This window comes from Pseudarthrobacter oxydans (genome assembly GCF_034258515.1).
Taxonomy (GTDB): Bacteria; Actinomycetota; Actinomycetes; order Actinomycetales; family Micrococcaceae; genus Arthrobacter.
On record NZ_CP139438.1, the window covers coordinates 3,517,382 to 3,534,890 of the forward strand.

Below are 17,509 nucleotides of genomic sequence, written 5' to 3' on the forward strand. Positions count from 1 at the left end.
CCGAAGGGTATTTTTGAAGTTTTTTGCGGCCTCGCGGGACATGGGTGAGGGGCCCATCGCGGTACGCGAAAGGCCCCTCAGATGCTGGTTGTCAGCTCCGCGTCGGGTCCGGCCGCAGCGGTGCCGGGCCCGGATCCGGCACCGGCAGCGGGCCCGGGGGTTCCGGTGCGGGGAACGGATTGGGAGCCGGCGGGCCCGGGTGGCCGGGGTGGGCTGGATCTGGCTGGTCCGGGCCTGGCTCCGGCGGGAACGGCTCGGGCTCGTGCACTGGCGGGATGGTCATGTGACGTTCCCCTCTCACGTTTGATGGACGTGCCTTGGCGTGAACAGGATACGCCCGCCGCCTCAAGCCCACTAGGCCGGCGGCCCGCCGTTCCCGTCAGTCCGGGACGGCACCCACCAGCCGGAGCCAGGCGCGCAACTGGTGCAGGTCCGACTCCCCGCAGCGGAAACCGACATGGCCGTCCGGGCGCACCGCAACGATGCCGCGGCCGGGATGGCTGCTGAGCCGATGCACATGGACCTTGCGCCCTGAAAACGCGAGCTCCGCGCCCGCCACATCCCAGCCGGCATCATGCTCCAGCAGAATGTGGACGCCCGGCGCGGCCGTCAGCTCGTGAAGGCGGGCGGGCCGCCCGCCGGTGGCTGCCGGCGCGTCCGGCAGCCGGTCCCCCGGCCGCGGCCACCGCGCTGCGGGCGGGGTGCCCTCCAGCGAGATGCCGCTGTTCCGGTAGCGGACAAAAGGCTGTGCCATCAGCCTGATGCCGGCAGACGTGAGGCGCCGCCGGCGCAGCAGCACCGGCAGCAACGGCGCGGAAACCGGAAGGAGGCCGCGGAGCAGGCGCGCAAGGGGGTGGGGTGACGCTTCCCCGAAAAAGATGACGTGGGTCAGGGCCAGCACGCGCCGGGCGGCGAGGCGGCGCTCGTAGTCATAGGAGCCGAGCAGTTCCGGGTGCGTCCCGCCGTCGGAAGCAAATCCAAGCTTCCAGCCAAGATTCAGCGCATCAAGGATGCCGTTGTTCATCCCCTGGCCGCCCGCCGGCGAATGGGCGTGCGCGGCGTCTCCGGCCAGGAACAGGTTCCCGCTGCGGAACCTGCTGGCCACTCGGTGCTGCAGGCGGACCTGCGCGGACCACCGCACGTCCCGCACCGTCGCCTCCAGCCCCGACTCCTGGACGAGCCGGGCCACTTCCCCCGCCGGGACTGCCGGCCCCAGCTGCCCGAACGGGCCGGCGGCATGCGGGTCTGCCGTGCGGGTGGCGAGCAGCCGCCACGTGGCGCCCTCGCCCAGGGCGAAAAGGAACGCAAGCCCCGCGCTTCCCACAGCGACATGGAGGAGGCCGGGGTCCAGCGGGCCATCGAGCTCCAGGTCGGCCAGGACTGCCTCCACCCGGTACGGCGCCCCGCTCCACTCGGCACCGACGAGCCCGCGCACGGTACTGGATTGCCCGTCGCATCCGGCGAGGAAGCGGCATTCGTGCTGCTCCAGGCCCTGTTCGTGCGGGTTGCCAAGGGTCCGGTTCGCCCCGGGGAAGTGGCCGTCCGCCAGCCGCAGGTCGGCGCGCAACGCTCCGCCCCTGCCCGGGAAGGCGGCGAGGCCACGGAACTCAACGCCCCAGTCCACCGGCACGTCCCGGGCTTTGAGCGCGCGCCACAGAACGTCTTCGACGTCGGCCTGACGGACCAGCGTCAGGTGCGGGAAGGCCGTGTCCGGAAGGTCGGCGTGGCCAAGCCTGGCCTGCACCACCCGCTTGCCGAGGTGGATGCGTGCCTCCGGGGTGGTGTCCGCCCGGCTGAGCAGTTCGTCCGTGACACCCAGCGGCCGGAGTCCCTCGAGTGCGCGGGCGTGGAGCATCATTGCCCGGGAGGGGCGCACCCGTTCCGCCCGCCGGTCGACAATGCGTACGGTGGCTCCGTGGGCATGCGCCTGGAGCGCAGTTGCCAGGCCGGCGGGACCGGCGCCCACCACCAGGACGTCGCTGTGGACGGTCATGGGTGGCCCAGGAGCCGCCACCAGGCCGGGCCGGCCCCGGCGGCGGCAGCTTCCATCCGGGCCGGGTCTGCGAGCACCTCATCCCGGCGCAGCCCGGGCAATACTTTGTACCTGATCGAGCCCGGGACGCTCACCAGTTCCAGGACCCGCCACAGGGATGCCGCGTAATGGTGTGCCCTTTCCGCGCCATCCCATTCGTAGAAGCCCCGATACACTCCGCGGTCGTCATGCGCGCACCAGAGCTTTGACACGAAACCAGGAAACCCGACGAAGAGCGGCGTGTTGAGCAGGCTTTCGGCTTCGAACAGGCGGTGCGCCCTGCCCCGCACCAGCCTGAGCCTGAAGGCGACAACGAGGGTGCACGGCTCCCCGGGCGCGGCTCGGACGGCCGTTTCCCGGTACACCCGCGACGTGCTGCCGTCCGCGAACTGCAGGACGCGTCCCACGTTTTCCCCGGGCAGGTGGACCTGCCGCCGGGCCAGCATCACGAAGCTCCTGCCCACACACCCGGCCACCGCCCGCCAGGCCTGGGCCCTGGGGGCCGGACCTTGTTCGCTGGACATTGCCGCTCTCCTTCCGCGCCCCCTGGTGTCCGTCCGCTCTGTCCCTCCACTCCCTCCACCGTCCCGCACACCGGTCCCCGTCCCTAGGGTCTTTGGCCCTTTTCCGCCCCGCACCGCTGCCGCGCGCACCGCCGTCGGACGCCCTTTACTCCCGCGCCGGGAGGCGGCGATCCCCCGGTAGCGAACGGCCGGATAATTGTCGGCGCGGATCTATATATTGAAGGAATGACCCAGACTCCGCTGCGGGACTCCGCCGCCACTGCCGCTCCCACACCGCCGGTTGCCAAGAAGATCCCGTCCGAACGTGTCCACCACGGGGACGTTTTCGTGGACAACTACGAGTGGCTCCGGGACAAGGAATCCGCCGAAGTGGTGGCGCACCTGAAGGCCGAGAATGCCTACCAGGAAGCGGTCACCGCACACCAGGAGCCGCTGCGCGAGGCCATTTTCCAGGAGATCAAGGGCCGCACCCAGGAAACGGACCTCTCCGTGCCGCACCGCAAGGACGGCTGGTGGTACTTCAGCCGCTCCGTGGAGGGCAAGGAATACGGCATCCAGTGCCGGGTCAGGGCCGCGGACACCGGGGACAAGGTTGCCGACTGGACCCCGCCCGCCGTCCAGCCCGGCGTCGAAATCCCCGGCGAGGAAGTCCTGCTGGACGGCAACGTGGAGGCGGAGGGCAAGCCGTTCTTCTCGGTGGGCGGCTCGGCCGTAACCGTGGACGGCACCCTCTACGCCTATGCCGTGGACAACTCGGGGGACGAGCGCTTCACCCTCCGCATCAAGGACCTCAGCACCGGCGAGCTGCTGCCGGACGTCATCGAGAACATCTTCTACGGCGTTGCCTTCTCCCCCGACGGCACCCGGATTTTCTACACAATGGTGGATGATTCCTGGCGCCCGTACCAGGTGAAGGCGCACGTCCTGGGCACGCCTGTGGCCGACGATGTGGTCATCTACCAGGAGGACGACGCCGCCATGTGGCTGGGCTTCGAGCTCTCAGCTGACCGGCGCCACCTCGTGCTGGGCATCGGGTGCTCGGAGTACAGCGAAACCCGCCTGCTCCGCTTTGACGACCCCGCCCAGGAGCTCACCACCGTGATCTCCCGGAACGACCACGTGCTCTATGAGGCCGAGCCGTTCCTGCTTGCCGGGCCGGACGGCGAAAAACGCGAGCGCATCCTGCTGACGCACAACCGCGGTGCGGTCAACTCCATGGTCTCCCTGGCGGACCCGGCGGAGCTCGCCAAGCCGCTGGCAGAGCAGGCCTGGGTCACCGTCGTCGAACATTCCGACGACGTCCGCATCAACGGCGCGGGAGTCACCTCCACGCACTTGGTCGTTTCCATCCGCAAGGACACCATCGAGCGCGTGCAGTTCATCGGTCTGGCAGGGCTGGGGACGCCCGCCCAGGAAGAACCCGTGGAGCCGGCCTTCGATGAGGAGCTCTACACTGCGGGCGTAGGCGGGTCGGACTACGAGGCCCCGGTCATCCGGCTGGGCTACACGTCCTACTTCACGCCGTCGCGCGTGTACGACTTCGTGCTGCCCACCCCGCAGCAGCCCGCGGGTGAGCTGCTGCTGCGGAAGGAAAGCCCGGTCCTGGGCGGCTACGACGGCAGCGACTACGTCGCCACCCGGGAGTGGGCAGACGCCGCGGACGGCACCAGGATTCCGCTCTCCGTACTGCGGCACAAGGCCGTGAAGCAGGACTCGACGGCGGCCGGCCTGGTGTACGGGTACGGCTCCTATGAGCTGAGCATGGATCCGGGCTTCGGGATCGCGCGGCTGTCGCTGCTGGACCGCGGCGTGGTGTTCGTGATCGCCCACATCCGCGGCGGCGGGGAGCTGGGCCGGCACTGGTACGAGGACGGCAAGAAGCTCACCAAGAAGAACACGTTCACCGACTTCATCGACGCCACAGACTGGCTGGCCGGTTCCGGCTGGGTGGATCCTGCGCGGATCGCCGCCCTGGGCGGATCGGCCGGCGGCCTGCTGATGGGGGCCGTGGCGAACATGGCGCCGGAAAAGTACGCAGTGATCGTGGCGCAGGTGCCGTTCGTGGACCCCCTGACCAGCATCCTCGATCCCGAGCTGCCGCTATCCGCCCTGGAGTGGGAGGAGTGGGGCAACCCCATCACCGATCCCGCGGCCTACGCCTATATGAAGTCCTACTCCCCCTACGAGAACGTCAGGGAGGCGGCGTATCCCAAGATCGCCGCCGTCACCTCCTTCAACGACACCCGGGTCCTGTACGTGGAACCGGCCAAGTGGGTGCAGGAGCTGCGGAGCAAAACCACCGGCACCGAGCCCATCCTGATGAAGATCGAGATGGATGGCGGGCACGGCGGCGCGTCCGGCCGCTACGTGCAGTGGCGGGAACGGGCCTGGGACTACGCCTTCATCGCCGATTCCCTTGGCGCCACCGAGCTGCTGCCCGGCGCCGGCCTGAAGTAGGACGACGCCGTACGCCATCGACTGCTCCGATATTGCCGTTTAGAGCCTCCAAAACGGCGTTTTCGGAGCAATCGATGGGGAAACCGCTCAGGACTGTGGATGCTCCGCCAGCCACTCGGCCAGCGTTTCGAGATTGGCGCGGACGGTCCTTCCCTGGGCCCGTTCCACCAGCGGGTCGGCCAGCTTGCCAAAGATGCCGCCCAGGCCGGACGCGGCTTCGATCCGCTCGGTGACGCGGGTGCCGCCGTCGGCCGGTTCGAGTGTGATGGTAATGGTGAAGTCCAGCTTGCCCTCGACGGAACGGGACACCATGCGCCGGGGCGGATCAAACTCAGTGATTTCGGCGGTCCAGTCGAACTGCCGCCCCATGATCTTGCTGGTTCCGCGGCCCCGTGAACCCACGCCCAGCGGGCCGTCACCGATCTGCCCGGACGAGGTGACCGAGGAATCGTAGACGGCGATGTTCTCGAATTTCGACAGGAAGTCAAAGACCTCCTGCTGCGGCCGGGGAATGACGACGGTTTCTTCCACAACAGGCATTGGATTCTCCTTGGACAACGGCCTGGTGCCGGCCCGGCTCGGCCGGCAGGTAGGCACAGCGCCAGCTTGGCCCGACGGCTTTGGGCTGTCAAGACGCTGCCGGAAAGCTCACCCTCGTGGTTCATCGACTGCTCCAATAAAGCCCTTTTGAGCCCCCGGAACGGCGTTTTTGGAGCAGTCGATGGGCATTTCCGCGGAAGCAGGCACTCCCCTTTTATTTCTCCATCCGCTTTTCTTAACGCCCGATTTTAGTAAGGTAAGGCTCTACTAATAAGATTGCCGGATGACCACGCAGCTTGATTTCGCGCGGGTTTCTTTCGCTGCCGATCTTGCGCGCTACGGAAACCGGCCTGCCATCCTTGCCGACGGGCTGACGCTGACCTACCGGGAGCTGGCCGCCCGCGTCGACAGCTTTGCCCGGAGGCTGGGCACTGAACGGCGCCTCATCGCCCTTGCGGCGTCCAACGACGTCGAATCGCTGGTGGCCTACCTTGCCGCCCTGGCGTCCGGCCACCCGCTGATCCTCCTCCCGGAGGACAAGCCGGCTGCACTCGAATCCCTGGTGGCGGCCTACGACCCCGACGTCGTGGTCCGCTCCGCGAACGGCGAGTGCGTCCTGGACGAACGCCGGCCCGGGACCCGGCACACCCTGCATCCGGACCTTGCCCTCCTGCTCAGCACGTCCGGCTCCACGGGCTCCCCCAAACTGGTGCGCCTCTCCCACGCCAACCTGCAGGCCAACGCCGAGTCCATCGCTACGTACCTGCGAATCACGGCTGAAGACCGGGCCGCCACTACCTTGCCGATGTCCTACTGCTACGGCCTCTCGGTCATCAACAGCCATCTGCTGCGCGGCGCCGGCCTGGTCCTGACCGGACTGTCGGTGGTGGATCCGTGCTTCTGGGAGCTGTTCCGGCGGGAAGGTGCCACGGCGTTCGCCGCCGTTCCCTACACCTTTGAGCTGCTGGAGCGCGTGGGCTTCGCGGACATGGACCTGCCCAGCCTGCGCTACGTCACCCAGGCCGGCGGCCGGCTCGCCCCGGAGAGCGTCCGGCACTACGCGGAACTGGGCCGCCGGCAGGGCTGGGAACTCTTCGTCATGTACGGCCAGACGGAGGCCACGGCCCGGATGGCGTACCTGCCGCCGGACCTTGCCGCCGCCCATCCCGGCGCCATCGGCGTGCCCGTCCCCGGCGGAGACTTCCGCATCGAACCCGTGCCCGGACTGGCCGACGGCGAGCTGGTGTACACCGGGCCCAACGTCATGCTGGGATATGCCGAGACCCCGGAGGACCTGGCACAGGGCCGCACCGTCACCGAGCTCCGCACCGGCGACCTCGCGGTAAAGAACGCCGCGGGCCTCTACGAGGTGCGCGGACGGCGCAGCCGGTTCGTCAAGATCGTGGGACTGCGCGTGGACCTGGGCCAGGTGGAACGCCTCCTGGCGGACCTCGGCGTGCACGCGGCGAGCGCCGGAACGGACCAGGGGCTCGTCGTCGCCGTGGAGGGAACCCACGACACCCGGCTGCTCACCAAAGTCCTCGCCCAGGGCCTCGGCCTGCCGCGCGCCGCCGTCGACATCCATGCCGTGGCGGAACTTCCCCGCCTGGCCACCGGCAAGGTGGACTACCCGGCAGTGGCAGCGCTCTCCGCAGCTGCCCCGGACAAAGCGGCCCCGCACAAACGCACCCCGGACAATCGCTCCCCGCAGGAGCCGCAGGGCACCGCGGCCGGGCCGGACACCGTCAGGCGCATCTACGAGGACACGCTGGAGCAGACGGACATCGCGGACACGGACACGTTCGTCTCGCTCGGCGGCGACTCCCTGTCCTTCGTGGCGGCCTCGGTCCGGCTCGAGCAGGCCCTCGGCCACCTGCCCCCGGACTGGCATGTCACGCCGGTCCGCGACCTGGAACCGCGCCGGCCGGGCCGGCCCGCCCGGACCCGGCTCGCACGGCTCTTTGCCCCCACGGACACCAGCCTGGTCCTCCGGGCCGTGGGAATCTTCCTGATCGCCGGCACGCACATCGGCCTGTTCAACTGGCAGGGCATGGCCCACGTGCTGATTGCCGCGGCCGGGTTCAACTTCGCACGCTTCCAGCTCTCCGGCGAAAGGCTGCCCCGCCTGCGCCGGCAGCTCACCAGCGTGGCCCGGATCGCCGTGCCCAGCATGGTGTTCATCGCCTTCGCCTACCTGGTCACCGACCACTACGGCCTGGTCAACATCGTGCTCCTCAACGCCATCCTGGGGCCGGAGCAGGTGACCACGCAGTGGCATTTCTGGTTCATCGAGGTGATCGTCTACATCCTGCTGGCCATGACGGCCCTGCTCTCCATCCCGTGGCTGCACCGCGCGGAACGCCGATTCCCGTTCATTTTCCCGCTCATCCTGTTCGGCGGCGGCCTCCTGACCCGGTACGAACTCGTGGAGCCGGGTGTGCCGTACACCGTCCCCGCACTGTGGCTCTTCGCGCTCGGATGGGCGGTGGCCCGGTCCCGCAACCTCGCCCAGCGCTGCATTGTCTCCGCCCTGGCCGTCCTCACGGTTCCGGGGTTCTTCGAGGACGCCAACCGCGACGTCACGGTGATTGCCGGCATCCTGCTGCTTGCCTGGCTGCCCGCCCTCCCCATGCCGCGGGCCCTGGGCCGCGTGACGGTCCTGCTGGCCAGCGCCTCCATGCACATCTACCTCGTCCACTGGCTGGTCTACCCGCCGCTGGCGGGCCTGGGCCTTCCGCTCGCACTGGCCGCCTCCCTGGCGGCAGGCGTGGCCTACTGGGCCTTGTGCAACAGGGTTGCCGGCGCCGCCCAGCGTTTGCGCGCACGGACGTGAGCGGACGACGGCGGCCCTCCTCCGCCGTCGCCCGTCACCTTGTGCCAAGCCGCACCATGGGCGGCGCTGGACACGGATGTATCCAATAACACTAATCATGCTTACTATTGTCTGGCGCTGGCTGCCCGCTGGGGGCAGGCCAACCAGCGCCGTACGTGGAGGTTTCTGTGAGCATGGAAGAAATGCGTCCCCTGACCGACGACGAACTAATGGCGGAACAGGGAACCGCTTTGCCGGACAAGGAAGTTGCCTCTGTCCTTGACCTGAATGCGGACCTGGATCTTGGCATCGATGCGGCGGCACCCATCGATCTCGCCGTGGCCGCCAATGCCAACGTGGCCGCGCCGATCGACGCCGCGGCGTCCGCCAACATCCTCTCCTACGGCTCCGAGGCCCAGGCGCTGGCCGACCAGGGGGTGATGATCGAGCAGGGCATTGTGGCTGACGCCAATGCGGCTTCCGCCCAGGACAGCACCATCGACCAGTCGGACGACACCGTCGGCGACGGCACGGTGGAGGACGGCGCGGCGGGCACCGGGACTACGGAGGCCGGCACCGCCCTGCCGGACGTCGGCGCGCTGCCGGTGGACCCGGCCGCCGCACTCGACGGCGACCTGCTGAACGTCAACGTGGACCTTGCCGCCGACGCGGACATCGCGGCCCCGATCAACGGCGCAGTGGCCGCCAACGCCAACGTGGCCGCGCCCATCGATGCCGCGGTTGCCGCGAACATCGGCTCCATCGACAGCCAGGCATACGCCGTGGCCGAACAGGATGCCATCATCTCCCAGCACATCGAGGGCGAAGCCAACGCCACTGCCGACCAGCAGTCCGACCTCCGGCAGTAAGCACCCATGACCCACACAAGCGGCGGGCCACGCACCCAGGCGGGCCCGCCGTCGTCCGCTGCGCCCACCGGCGACCACCCGCTGCACACTCCCGCCCGGGCCGACGGCGTCCAGCTCATCGGGCCTTCCGAGGGATCCGGCTACCGGGAGCCGCCATCGCTGGTCCGCCGCGCCGACGGCCAGACCCTGCAACTGACGCCGCTGTTGTTCGCGGTGCTGGAGGCAGTGGACGGGACACGGACGGAGGAGGAGGTTGCCCGGCACGCCAGCGAGGCGTCCGGAAGGCTGATCAGCGCGGACAATGTCCGCACATTGATGGGCTCACAGCTGCTGCCGCTGGGACTGCTGCGGCTTGCGGACGGATCCCAGCCCGCGGTCCGGAAGGCTGATCCGCTGCTGGGCATGCGCTTCCGCTACACAGTGACCGATCCGGAACGCACCCGCAGAATCACGGCACCCTTCACGGTTCTGTTCAACCCGCTGGTGGTCGTATTGGTGACCCTGGCATTCCTGGCTGCCTGTTGGTGGGTGCTGATGGTCAAGGGCCTGGGATCTGCCACCCACGAGGCGTTTGAGAACCCGGTCCTGCTCCTGTTGATTTTTGCCGTCACCATCCTTTCCGCGGGGTTCCACGAATTCGGGCACGCCGCCGCTGCCCGCAGGGGCGGGGCCACGCCCGGCGCCATGGGTGCAGGCCTGTACCTTATCTGGCCGGCGTTCTTCACGGACGTCACGGATTCCTACCGGCTGGGCCGCGGCGGCAGAATCCGCACGGACCTTGGCGGCCTGTACTTCAACGCCGTTGTTGCCGTAGGCATCATGGGGCTGTGGTGGGCTACCGGCTTCGATGCCCTGCTGCTGGTGGTGGTCACCCAGATCCTGCAGATGGTCAGGCAGCTGCTGCCTCTGGTCCGCTTTGACGGGTACCACATTTTGGCCGACGCTACCGGCGTGCCCGACCTCTTCCAGCGCATCAGGCCCGTCCTGCTGGGCCTGCTTCCCTGGCGCTGGGGACGGCCGGAAAACCGGGTCCTCAAGCCGTGGGCGCGCGCCGTCGTGACCCTGTGGGTGCTGGTCACCGTGCCGCTGCTGCTGTTCAGCCTTGCCATGATGGTGCTCGCCCTGCCCCGGCTCCTGGCCACCGCCTGGAGCAGTGCGGCCAAACAGCAGGAGCTGCTCGCCGGGAGCCTTGGCGCCGGCGACCTGGCCGGCGCCGCCGTGCGCATCCTGGCCATTGCGGCCGTGGCCCTTCCCATGGTCGGCATGCTTTACATCCTGGTGCGGCTGCTGCGGCAGCTGGTCACCGGCCTCTGGCGAAAAACGAGCGGACACGCACTTCGGCGGACTGCCGCGATGGGCGCAGTGGCTGCACTGCTGGCGGGGCTTGCGTGGGCGTGGTGGCCCGACGGCGGCACGTACCGTCCGGTGCAGCCGTACGAACGCGGGACGTTGGCCGATGCGACGGCTTCGGTCCTGCCTGCCTCGGGCACAGCGCTGCGGGAAGGCGGCAGCGGACGGACCGTGGCCCTGTGGCCCGAAGGCGCCGCAAAGCCCACCCGGGAGAACCCTCAGTTGAGCATGGTGCTGGTGCCGGTGGACGCTCCCGCGGGGGCTGGTCCGGCAGGAACCGCCAATTCAGAGGCTCCGTCCTGGGTGTTCCCCTTTGACAGACCGGCAGCTCCCGAGGAGGGCGGCAACCAGGCCCTGGCCGTCAACACCACCGACGGGTCCGTGACCTACAGCGTCGCCTTCGCTCTGGTGTGGGCCGAGGACGGTGAACCCGTTGATACCAGGAATGAGGCCTACGCCTTTGCCAGCTGCAGCGGGTGCGCGGCCGTGGCCGTGGGCTTCCAGGTGGTCCTCATCGTGGGCCAGGCCGATGTTGTGGTGCCGGAGAACCTCTCCGCCGCGGCGAACTACAACTGCTTAGAGTGCCTTACCTATGCACTGGCCAGCCAGCTGGTCCTCACCTTGGATGGCCCGCTTAGCGAAGCGGGCATGGCCTCCCTTCAGGCGCTGTGGGCAGAAATCGCCGAGTACGGCCGGAATATCCAGAACGTGCCGCTTTCCGAAATCCAGGCCACCCTGTCCTCCTACAAGGCACAGATCATGGCCATCGTCCAGGCGGATCCCAGCGCCACACAAAGTTCCGCCCAGGAAGCCACTCCTGCTCCTTCCGGGGAACCAGGCCCAGCCCAGGCACCAACGGCCCCGGCCTCATCCGGCACGGGCACCGGCGCAACCGCTCCGGCAGGGACAGCGCCCGCCACCGCCCCGGCGACCCAGCCGGCGCCCGGCGACGCGCCGCCGTCGTACGCCCCCGTTGAGACACCGCTCCCAACGGCGGATACTGGGGGCACGGCTCCCGCAGCCGAGCCGCTTCCCACCACAAACCCCACCTAGGAGCACAGATGTCATTGGGCAAGGGAACGTCCGTGGAATGGAACACCCCGCAGGGCAAGACGCACGGCAGGATCGTGGAAAAGAAGACCAGTGACTTTGAACTGGACGGGAACACCCACCGTGCCAGCGAGGACGAGCCGCAGTATGTGGTGGAGTCGGCCAAGACCGGAGCCCGGGCCGCGCACAAGGCTTCCGCCCTGACCGAAAAGAAGTAGCACGGTGGCCGCGCAGCACGAGGTGGTCATCATCGGCGGCGGCAACGCCGGCGTGTCACTGGCCGCCCGCCTGGAGCGCTACGGGGTCAAGGACGTGGCCGTCGTGGAGCCCAAGGACCACCACTTCTACCAGCCGCTGTTCTCCCACATCGCCGGCGGCCGGGCGCAGGCAACGGAGGCCGTCCGGTCGCAGGAGTCCGTGATCCCCCAGGGCGTGACGTGGATCCACGACGCCGCCGCCGGTGTGGACACGGACGCGAACACCGTCACCCTGGCGTCCGGTTCCACCGTGTCCTACGGACAGCTGGTGGTGTGCCCCGGCCTGCAGTATGACTGGGATGCCGTGCCCGGCCTGGCCGAGGCCGTGCACTCGCCCGCCGGCGCCTCGCACTACGAGTTCGAACTCGCGTCCAAGGCCTGGACCCTGTTGAGCGGCCTCACGTCCGGCACGGCCGTCTTCACCATGCCCGCCGGTCCCGTCAAATGCGGCGGCGCAAGCCAGAAACCCATGTACCTGGCCTGCGACTACTGGCGGGAACAGGGTGTCCTGGACCGGATCCGCGTGGTGATGGTGCAGCCCTACCCCACCGTGTTCGGCGTCCCGGAGGTGGACCGGGAGCTTGACCGCAAGATCGCCGAGTACGGCATCGAGCTGCGGACCAACAGCGAACTGGTTGCCGTGGACGCGGCCGGCCAGACGGCCACCATCCGGGACCTGGCCGCCGGTACCGAAGAGAACCTGCACTACGACGTCCTCAACGCCGTTCCGCCGCAGTCCGCCCCGGACTGGCTCAAGGCGACCGACCTGCCTGCAGCCGGTGACGCCGGCGGCTTCGTGGAGGTGGACCGGCAGACGCTCCGGCATATCCGGTTCCAGAACGTCTGGTCGCTGGGGGACGCGGCCGGAACCACCAATTCCAAGTCGGGGGGCGCCCTGCGGAAGCAGACGAAGGTCCTGGCCAAAAACCTGGTGGCCGCGCGGAAAGGCAAGGCCCTGCGGGCAAAGTACAACGGCTACTCGGTGTGCCCCTTCACGGTGTCACGCGACACCGTGGTGTTCGCCGAGTTCGACGACCGGTACCGGGCCATGCCCACCATTCCCCGGGTGCCAACCTGGAACGAGAGCAGGCTGTCCTGGGTGGTGGACCGGGACATCTTCCCGCAGGTCTACTGGAACCTGATCCTCAAGGGCAGGGCGTAAGTGAGAGAGGGTCCGGGGAAACCCCGCGTTAAGTGAGAGAGGGTCCGGGGAAACCCCGCGTTAAGTGATAGAGCGTCGGTTACCCGGCCGCGGAAGTCACGACGGCGGCAGTCGCCTCCGCGATGGCCCGCTCCTCGTCCGTGGGAACCACCAGGACGGGAATGGCGGACCGCGCCGTGGAAATGACGCGCGGCTCCTTTGACCGCTCGGCGTTCAGGCCGGCGTCGAGCTCTATGCCCAGCGCGCCCAGCCTGTCCGCCACCAGGGCACGGAACTGGTGGGAGTTCTCGCCGATCCCTGCAGTGAACACCAGTGCCTTCGCCCCGCCCACGGCGACGTGGTACCCGCCGATGTACTTGGCCAGCCGGTAGGAGGTGACGGCGAGCGCCGTCGCAGCCCGCGCGTCGCCGGATTCCGAGGCCTCCACCACGGAGCGCATGTCGTTGTTGCCGGCCAGGCCTTTCAACCCGGATTCCCGGTTGAGCATGGTGTCCAGGTCCTCCGGCGTCCAGCCTGCCCGGCCCAGGAACACCAGGATGGACGGGTCCAGGTCGCCCGAGCGGGTCCCCATCACCAGGCCTTCCAGGGGCGTGAAGCCCATGGACGTGTCCACGGAATGGCCGCCCCGGATGGCGGTGACGGAGGCGCCGTTGCCCAGGTGGGCAATCACGCCGTCGAACTCTTCCATGGGCAGGTCCAGCAGCGCTGCCGCGCGCCGCGCCACGTACTCGTGGGAGGTGCCGTGGAAGCCGTAGCGGCGGATGCCGTGGTTGGTGTACAGCTCATCCGGGACAGCGTAGCGCCAGGCGTGCTCCGGGAGGGTGCGGTGGAAGGCGGTGTCGAACACGGCAACCTGCGGCATGTCCGGCCACTTCCTGGTGATGGCGCGGATCCCCAGCACGTTGGCCGGGTTGTGCAGCGGTGCCAGCGGGTTCAGGCGCTCGATGGCGCGGGTGATCTCGTTGTCAATCAGCACGGGTTCGGCGAACCGCTCGCCGCCGTGCACCACCCGGTGGCCCACTGCCGCCAGCTCCAAGCCGCCGAGTTCCTGGTGGATGGCGGCGTCCACCTGTTCCAGTGCCTCGGCATGGTCCCGCGGGCCCTCGATTTCCCCGTCCCCGTCACCGCCGTTGCCCATGCCGATCTTCTCGATCAGCCCCTCGGTCAGGACGCTCCCGGCCGCGACATCGCGCACCTGGTATTTGAGCGACGACGATCCGGAGTTGATGACGAGCACGAGCATGAGGGGCCTCCTGAGCCTTGCTTCTGCGGTTCAAACCCCACTATAGGTGGGCGCGGCGGCCGATTCCTTGCGGATGGGCCCGGCTGCGCCTAGAGTCGGGGCGGACAGGCTGGACCACGCCCGAGAGGACACTTCCATGACGAACGAACCCGCGTCGATTGACGAGAATGATCCCACCAACACGGGATCCAGCAGCACCGCTCCCCTGAATGCCCAGGCGGATTCGGATGCCCGGCCGGGCTCCGGAAAGAAGGACCCCACGGTGGTGGAGGGCGCCAACCCGGCCCTGGACGACACCGGCAACCTCAAGGCCGCCGAAACCGGCGAAGCCCCCGAGGCCCCGGAGAACACGGAGGACCTGGACCTCACCCCGCAGGGCCTGTCGGACGAACCCGCCAAGCAGGAGGACCAGGAAAGCCTGGCCAAGCCGGACAACAGCTGAACAGCACCTCATTGCCGGGCCGCTCGACGGCTGGCAGCAATGGCGACGGCGGCACCCTGGCGGGTGCCGCCGTCGTTTTATCCCTGAATATGTTGCTACCCGTGCGGTCACGGGCAATACTGGGCTTGTAACGTCAGCTCAGGGAGTGTGACAACCGGCTTGAATGAAATTTCCGGAAAAATGAAGGCCGCCAAGACACCGAAGCCGCTGAGGGTGGTGCTCTACTCCCACGATTCGCAGGGCCTTGGCCATAGCCGCCGCAACCTGGCCTTGGCGCATGCGCTCTCGCGCGGGTTGCCGGGGCTGACCGGCCGTCCCGTGAGCGGCCTGCTGATCACGGGCGAGCCGAACGCCCCGCGTTTCTGCGCGCCCGTTGGCTGGGACTGGGTCCTGCTGCCCGGAATCCAGAAGGGTCCGAACGGCTACGAGCCCCGCCACCTCCAGGTTGGACAGCCCAAACTCGTGCGGATCCGTTCGCGGATCCTGGCCGCCGTCACCAAACAGTTCAAGCCGCATCTGGTCATCGTAGACCGGCACGCCTTCGGTGTTGACAACGAACTGGCCCGTGCCCTCGGCCGGCTCCGGACGGCAAAGCCCAACTGCCGGGTGGTGCTTGGCCTTCGGGAAGTCCTGGACTCTCCCTCTGCCGCCCGGCGGGAATGGCGGGCTTTGGGCGATCTTTCGCGGGTGCGTGAGGCCTTTGATGAAGTCTGGGTCTATGGGGACCCGGCCGTCCACGATCCCCTGAGCACCGGGGAGGTGCCGCAGGAACTGGAGGACCTCGTCCGGTTTACCGGCTACCTCGCCGCGAACCGGCACTCAGCCCAGCCAGGCCCCGAATCCCGCAGCCCCTACGTGCTGACGCTCGCAGGCGGGGGCGGCGACGGCCTGGAGGTTACGCTCACGGCCGCCCGAGCGGAAGTACCGGCCGGCTATGAGCACCTGGTGGTGACCGGGCCGAACATGCCGATGGGACACCGGGCCGAAGTGGAGCGCGCTGCCGGCGCCTCCGTGACAGTCGTAGGCTCAGTGCGGGACGCCCTGCCGGAGATCAGGGACGCGGCTGCGGTGGTCTCCATGGGAGGGTACAACAGCGTCTGCGAGATCATGAGCACCACAACCCCGGCGCTGATTGTCCCCCGCACCAGTCCCCGCCGGGAGCAGCTGATACGGGCCAAGGCCCTGGCCGACCGGGGGCTCATTGATCTTTGCCGGCCCGAAGCGTTCACCCCCGAGGCCTTGGGTGCATGGTTCCGCTCCGCAGCGGGCTCCTCCACCACCCGCACCGGCATTTCGCTGAGCGGGCTGGAGACGGTGTGCGGCCTTGCTGCCGGGCTGCTCGCTAGCCCGGTAACACGCCGGAGATCGGCCCCGGCAGTAATCCAGCACCCTGGGATCCGCTCGGACTGGAGGAACCGTGCAGCTGTCTGAGCAGGTTCGCACCGGATATGTGCTGAAGGTTTACCCCAGGTTTTCGGAGACCTTTATCGTTACCGAGATCCTCGCAAGGGAAGCGGCGGGGGAAGACATCCACATTTTTTCGCTCCGCCAGGCCTCGGATCCCCGTTTCCACCCGGAACTCGCCCGCGTGCAGGCCCCTGTGACATACCTCGGCAGGCCCGCCAGGCTCGCAGAAGGATGGATGGTCATCGCCGAGGCGGAGAGGACTGTTCCCGGGTTCGGCGCATCCTTCGCCCGCATGCTGCCCGAGCTTGCCAGGGCAGATGCAGGGGAAGTGCACCAGGGCATTGAATTGGCGGTTCAGGCAACCCGCCGGGGAATCACGCACCTGCACGCGCACTTTGGGAGCCTCGCTGCCCGGACGGCGGCGATCGCCGCTGCACTGGCCGGCATACGTTTTTCGTTCACGGCCCATGCCAAGGATCTCTTCCATGAAGCTGTTGACGAGGACGTTCTGCGGTCACTGATGGCATCGGCCTCGCACGTGGTGACCGTCAGCGACTTCAATGCCGGCTTCCTGCGGGCCATTGCGCCGGACTCCGCCGGCAAAGTGCGGCGCATCTACAACGGCCTCGAACTGGGACGGTTTCCCTACCTGCCGCCGTCCGCCCTGCATTCACCCCTGCGGATTGCGGCCGTGGGCCGCCTGGTGGAGAAAAAGGGCTTCCGGCACCTCATTGATGCAGTGGCTGCCCTGCAGGCCGCGGGGGTCAGCACCGTGACGCGGATCGCGGGCGGCGGAGAACTGGAGGAAGACCTGGCAGGCCGGATTGCGCGGCTCGGGCTTGAACGCAGCGTGGAACTGCTGGGACCCCGCACGCAGAACGAGGTGATCGAGCTGCTGCGGTGGGCCGATGTGTTCGTGGCGCCCTGTGTTGTGGGTGCTGACGGCAACACCGACGGGCTTCCCACCGTACTGCTCGAAGCCATGGCTTTGGGGGTCCCGGTGGTGGCCAGCGCCGTCACCGGCATCCCCGAGGTGGTGGGGCACGACGACGGCGGGAGACAGACCGGTATTCTTACGGTCCCGGGCAGCACCGGCGAGCTCGTCGCCGCCTTGCAGGAGGTCACCCGGCCGGGTTTCGACCGGATCGGCATGGCTGGCGCCGCCAGGAGGCTCGTGGAACGGAACTTCGATGCGGCCATCCAGTCAGCGGCCCTGAGGGATCTGCAGTACCAGAGCACCGCTGTCCATTCCAGGTCTCAGCCCGGGCGGGCCACCCCTGTGGACTTCGCACCAGCTGATGCGGCCCTGAGCCCTGTCCTGACACAATCCGCAGGCCGCTGAGCAATGGCCGGCGGGGTATCAG

13 protein-coding genes are annotated in these 17,509 nt (G+C 68.5%); 9 read left to right on the forward strand and 4 right to left on the reverse strand.

Annotated features, from left to right (window positions below; translation table 11 throughout):
- Positions 1-379: 379 nt before the first annotated feature.
- Entirely contained in the window at positions 380-1,993 is a 1,614-nt protein-coding gene (locus tag SMD14_RS16090) for an FAD-dependent monooxygenase (protein ID WP_321214292.1), read from the reverse strand.
- Positions 1,990-2,556, reverse strand: coding sequence for a hypothetical protein (locus tag SMD14_RS16095; RefSeq protein ID WP_321214293.1), 567 nt, complete (start codon positions 2,554-2,556; stop codon positions 1,990-1,992). The genes SMD14_RS16090 and SMD14_RS16095 overlap by 4 nt, the downstream gene beginning before the upstream one ends.
- 225 nt (positions 2,557-2,781) lie before the next feature.
- Between SMD14_RS16095 and SMD14_RS16100 the strand changes: the two genes are divergently transcribed.
- Positions 2,782-5,013, forward strand: coding sequence for a S9 family peptidase (locus SMD14_RS16100; protein WP_321214294.1), 2,232 nt, complete (start codon positions 2,782-2,784; stop codon positions 5,011-5,013).
- A gap of 87 nt (positions 5,014-5,100) precedes the next feature.
- On the opposite strand, the gene SMD14_RS16105 is transcribed toward SMD14_RS16100, so the two are convergent.
- Positions 5,101-5,553, reverse strand: coding sequence for an SRPBCC family protein (locus SMD14_RS16105; protein ID WP_157241325.1), 453 nt, complete (start codon positions 5,551-5,553; stop codon positions 5,101-5,103).
- Between the two features lie 283 nt (positions 5,554-5,836).
- Between SMD14_RS16105 and SMD14_RS16110 the strand changes: the two genes are divergently transcribed.
- The 5 genes from SMD14_RS16110 (at position 5,837) to SMD14_RS16130 (ending at position 13,053) form a co-directional block, all read left to right on the forward strand.
- A complete protein-coding gene (locus SMD14_RS16110) occupies positions 5,837-8,386 on the forward strand; it encodes an AMP-binding protein (RefSeq protein WP_321214295.1) in 2,550 nt (849 codons plus the stop codon).
- Positions 8,387-8,559: 173 nt separating this feature from the next.
- The gene (locus SMD14_RS16115) at positions 8,560-9,234 is read left to right on the forward strand and encodes a peptidoglycan-binding protein (protein ID WP_231755068.1); all 675 of its coding nucleotides are present in this window, start codon (positions 8,560-8,562) and stop codon (positions 9,232-9,234) included.
- Positions 9,235-9,240: 6 nt separating this feature from the next.
- The gene (locus SMD14_RS16120) at positions 9,241-11,637 is read left to right on the forward strand and encodes a hypothetical protein (protein WP_321214296.1); all 2,397 of its coding nucleotides are present in this window, start codon (positions 9,241-9,243) and stop codon (positions 11,635-11,637) included.
- Between the two features lie 8 nt (positions 11,638-11,645).
- The gene (locus SMD14_RS16125) at positions 11,646-11,852 is read left to right on the forward strand and encodes a DUF2945 domain-containing protein (protein ID WP_157241319.1); all 207 of its coding nucleotides are present in this window, start codon (positions 11,646-11,648) and stop codon (positions 11,850-11,852) included.
- Positions 11,853-11,856: 4 nt separating this feature from the next.
- Positions 11,857-13,053 (forward strand): FAD/NAD(P)-binding oxidoreductase, encoded by a 1,197-nt coding sequence (locus tag SMD14_RS16130; protein WP_321214297.1) that lies wholly within the window; start codon positions 11,857-11,859, stop codon positions 13,051-13,053.
- A 79-nt stretch (positions 13,054-13,132) separates the two neighbouring features.
- Here SMD14_RS16130 and SMD14_RS16135 read toward each other — a convergent pair whose 3' ends face one another.
- The gene (locus SMD14_RS16135) at positions 13,133-14,296 is read right to left on the reverse strand and encodes an acetate kinase (protein ID WP_321214298.1); all 1,164 of its coding nucleotides are present in this window, start codon (positions 14,294-14,296) and stop codon (positions 13,133-13,135) included.
- A 136-nt stretch (positions 14,297-14,432) separates the two neighbouring features.
- Here SMD14_RS16135 and SMD14_RS16140 point away from each other — a divergent pair, with 136 nt between their 5' ends.
- The 3 genes from SMD14_RS16140 to SMD14_RS16150 all read left to right on the forward strand — a co-directional run bounded on the left by SMD14_RS16140 (position 14,433) and on the right by SMD14_RS16150 (position 17,487).
- On the forward strand, positions 14,433-14,738 hold the full coding sequence (locus SMD14_RS16140; RefSeq protein ID WP_321214299.1) for a hypothetical protein: 306 nt from the start codon (positions 14,433-14,435) through the stop codon (positions 14,736-14,738).
- Between the two features lie 180 nt (positions 14,739-14,918).
- Positions 14,919-16,169, forward strand: a complete 1,251-nt coding sequence (locus tag SMD14_RS16145) for a glycosyltransferase family protein (protein WP_197432468.1) — start codon at positions 14,919-14,921, stop codon at positions 16,167-16,169.
- Positions 16,156-17,487, forward strand: a complete 1,332-nt coding sequence (locus SMD14_RS16150) for a glycosyltransferase family 4 protein (RefSeq protein ID WP_321214300.1) — start codon at positions 16,156-16,158, stop codon at positions 17,485-17,487. Before SMD14_RS16145 ends, SMD14_RS16150 begins: the two co-directional genes overlap by 14 nt.
- The last annotated feature ends 22 nt before the right edge of the window (positions 17,488-17,509 follow it).

Bases quoted from the DNA above. Each gene is read 5' to 3' on its own strand.
- SMD14_RS16090 (WP_321214292.1), bottom strand. From the start codon at position 1,993: ATGACCGTCCACAGCGACGTCCTGGTGGTGGGCGCCGGTCCCGCCGGC.
- SMD14_RS16095 (WP_321214293.1), bottom strand. From the start codon at position 2,556: ATGTCCAGCGAACAAGGTCCGGCCCCCAGGGCCCAGGCCTGGCGGGCG.
- SMD14_RS16100 (WP_321214294.1), top strand. From the start codon at position 2,782: ATGACCCAGACTCCGCTGCGGGACTCCGCCGCCACTGCCGCTCCCACA.
- SMD14_RS16105 (WP_157241325.1), bottom strand. From the start codon at position 5,553: ATGCCTGTTGTGGAAGAAACCGTCGTCATTCCCCGGCCGCAGCAGGAG.
- SMD14_RS16110 (WP_321214295.1), top strand. From the start codon at position 5,837: ATGACCACGCAGCTTGATTTCGCGCGGGTTTCTTTCGCTGCCGATCTT.
- SMD14_RS16115 (WP_231755068.1), top strand. From the start codon at position 8,560: ATGGAAGAAATGCGTCCCCTGACCGACGACGAACTAATGGCGGAACAG.
- SMD14_RS16120 (WP_321214296.1), top strand. From the start codon at position 9,241: ATGACCCACACAAGCGGCGGGCCACGCACCCAGGCGGGCCCGCCGTCG.
- SMD14_RS16125 (WP_157241319.1), top strand. From the start codon at position 11,646: ATGTCATTGGGCAAGGGAACGTCCGTGGAATGGAACACCCCGCAGGGC.
- SMD14_RS16135 (WP_321214298.1), bottom strand. From the start codon at position 14,296: ATGCTCGTGCTCGTCATCAACTCCGGATCGTCGTCGCTCAAATACCAG.
- SMD14_RS16140 (WP_321214299.1), top strand. From the start codon at position 14,433: ATGACGAACGAACCCGCGTCGATTGACGAGAATGATCCCACCAACACG.
- SMD14_RS16145 (WP_197432468.1), top strand. From the start codon at position 14,919: ATGAAGGCCGCCAAGACACCGAAGCCGCTGAGGGTGGTGCTCTACTCC.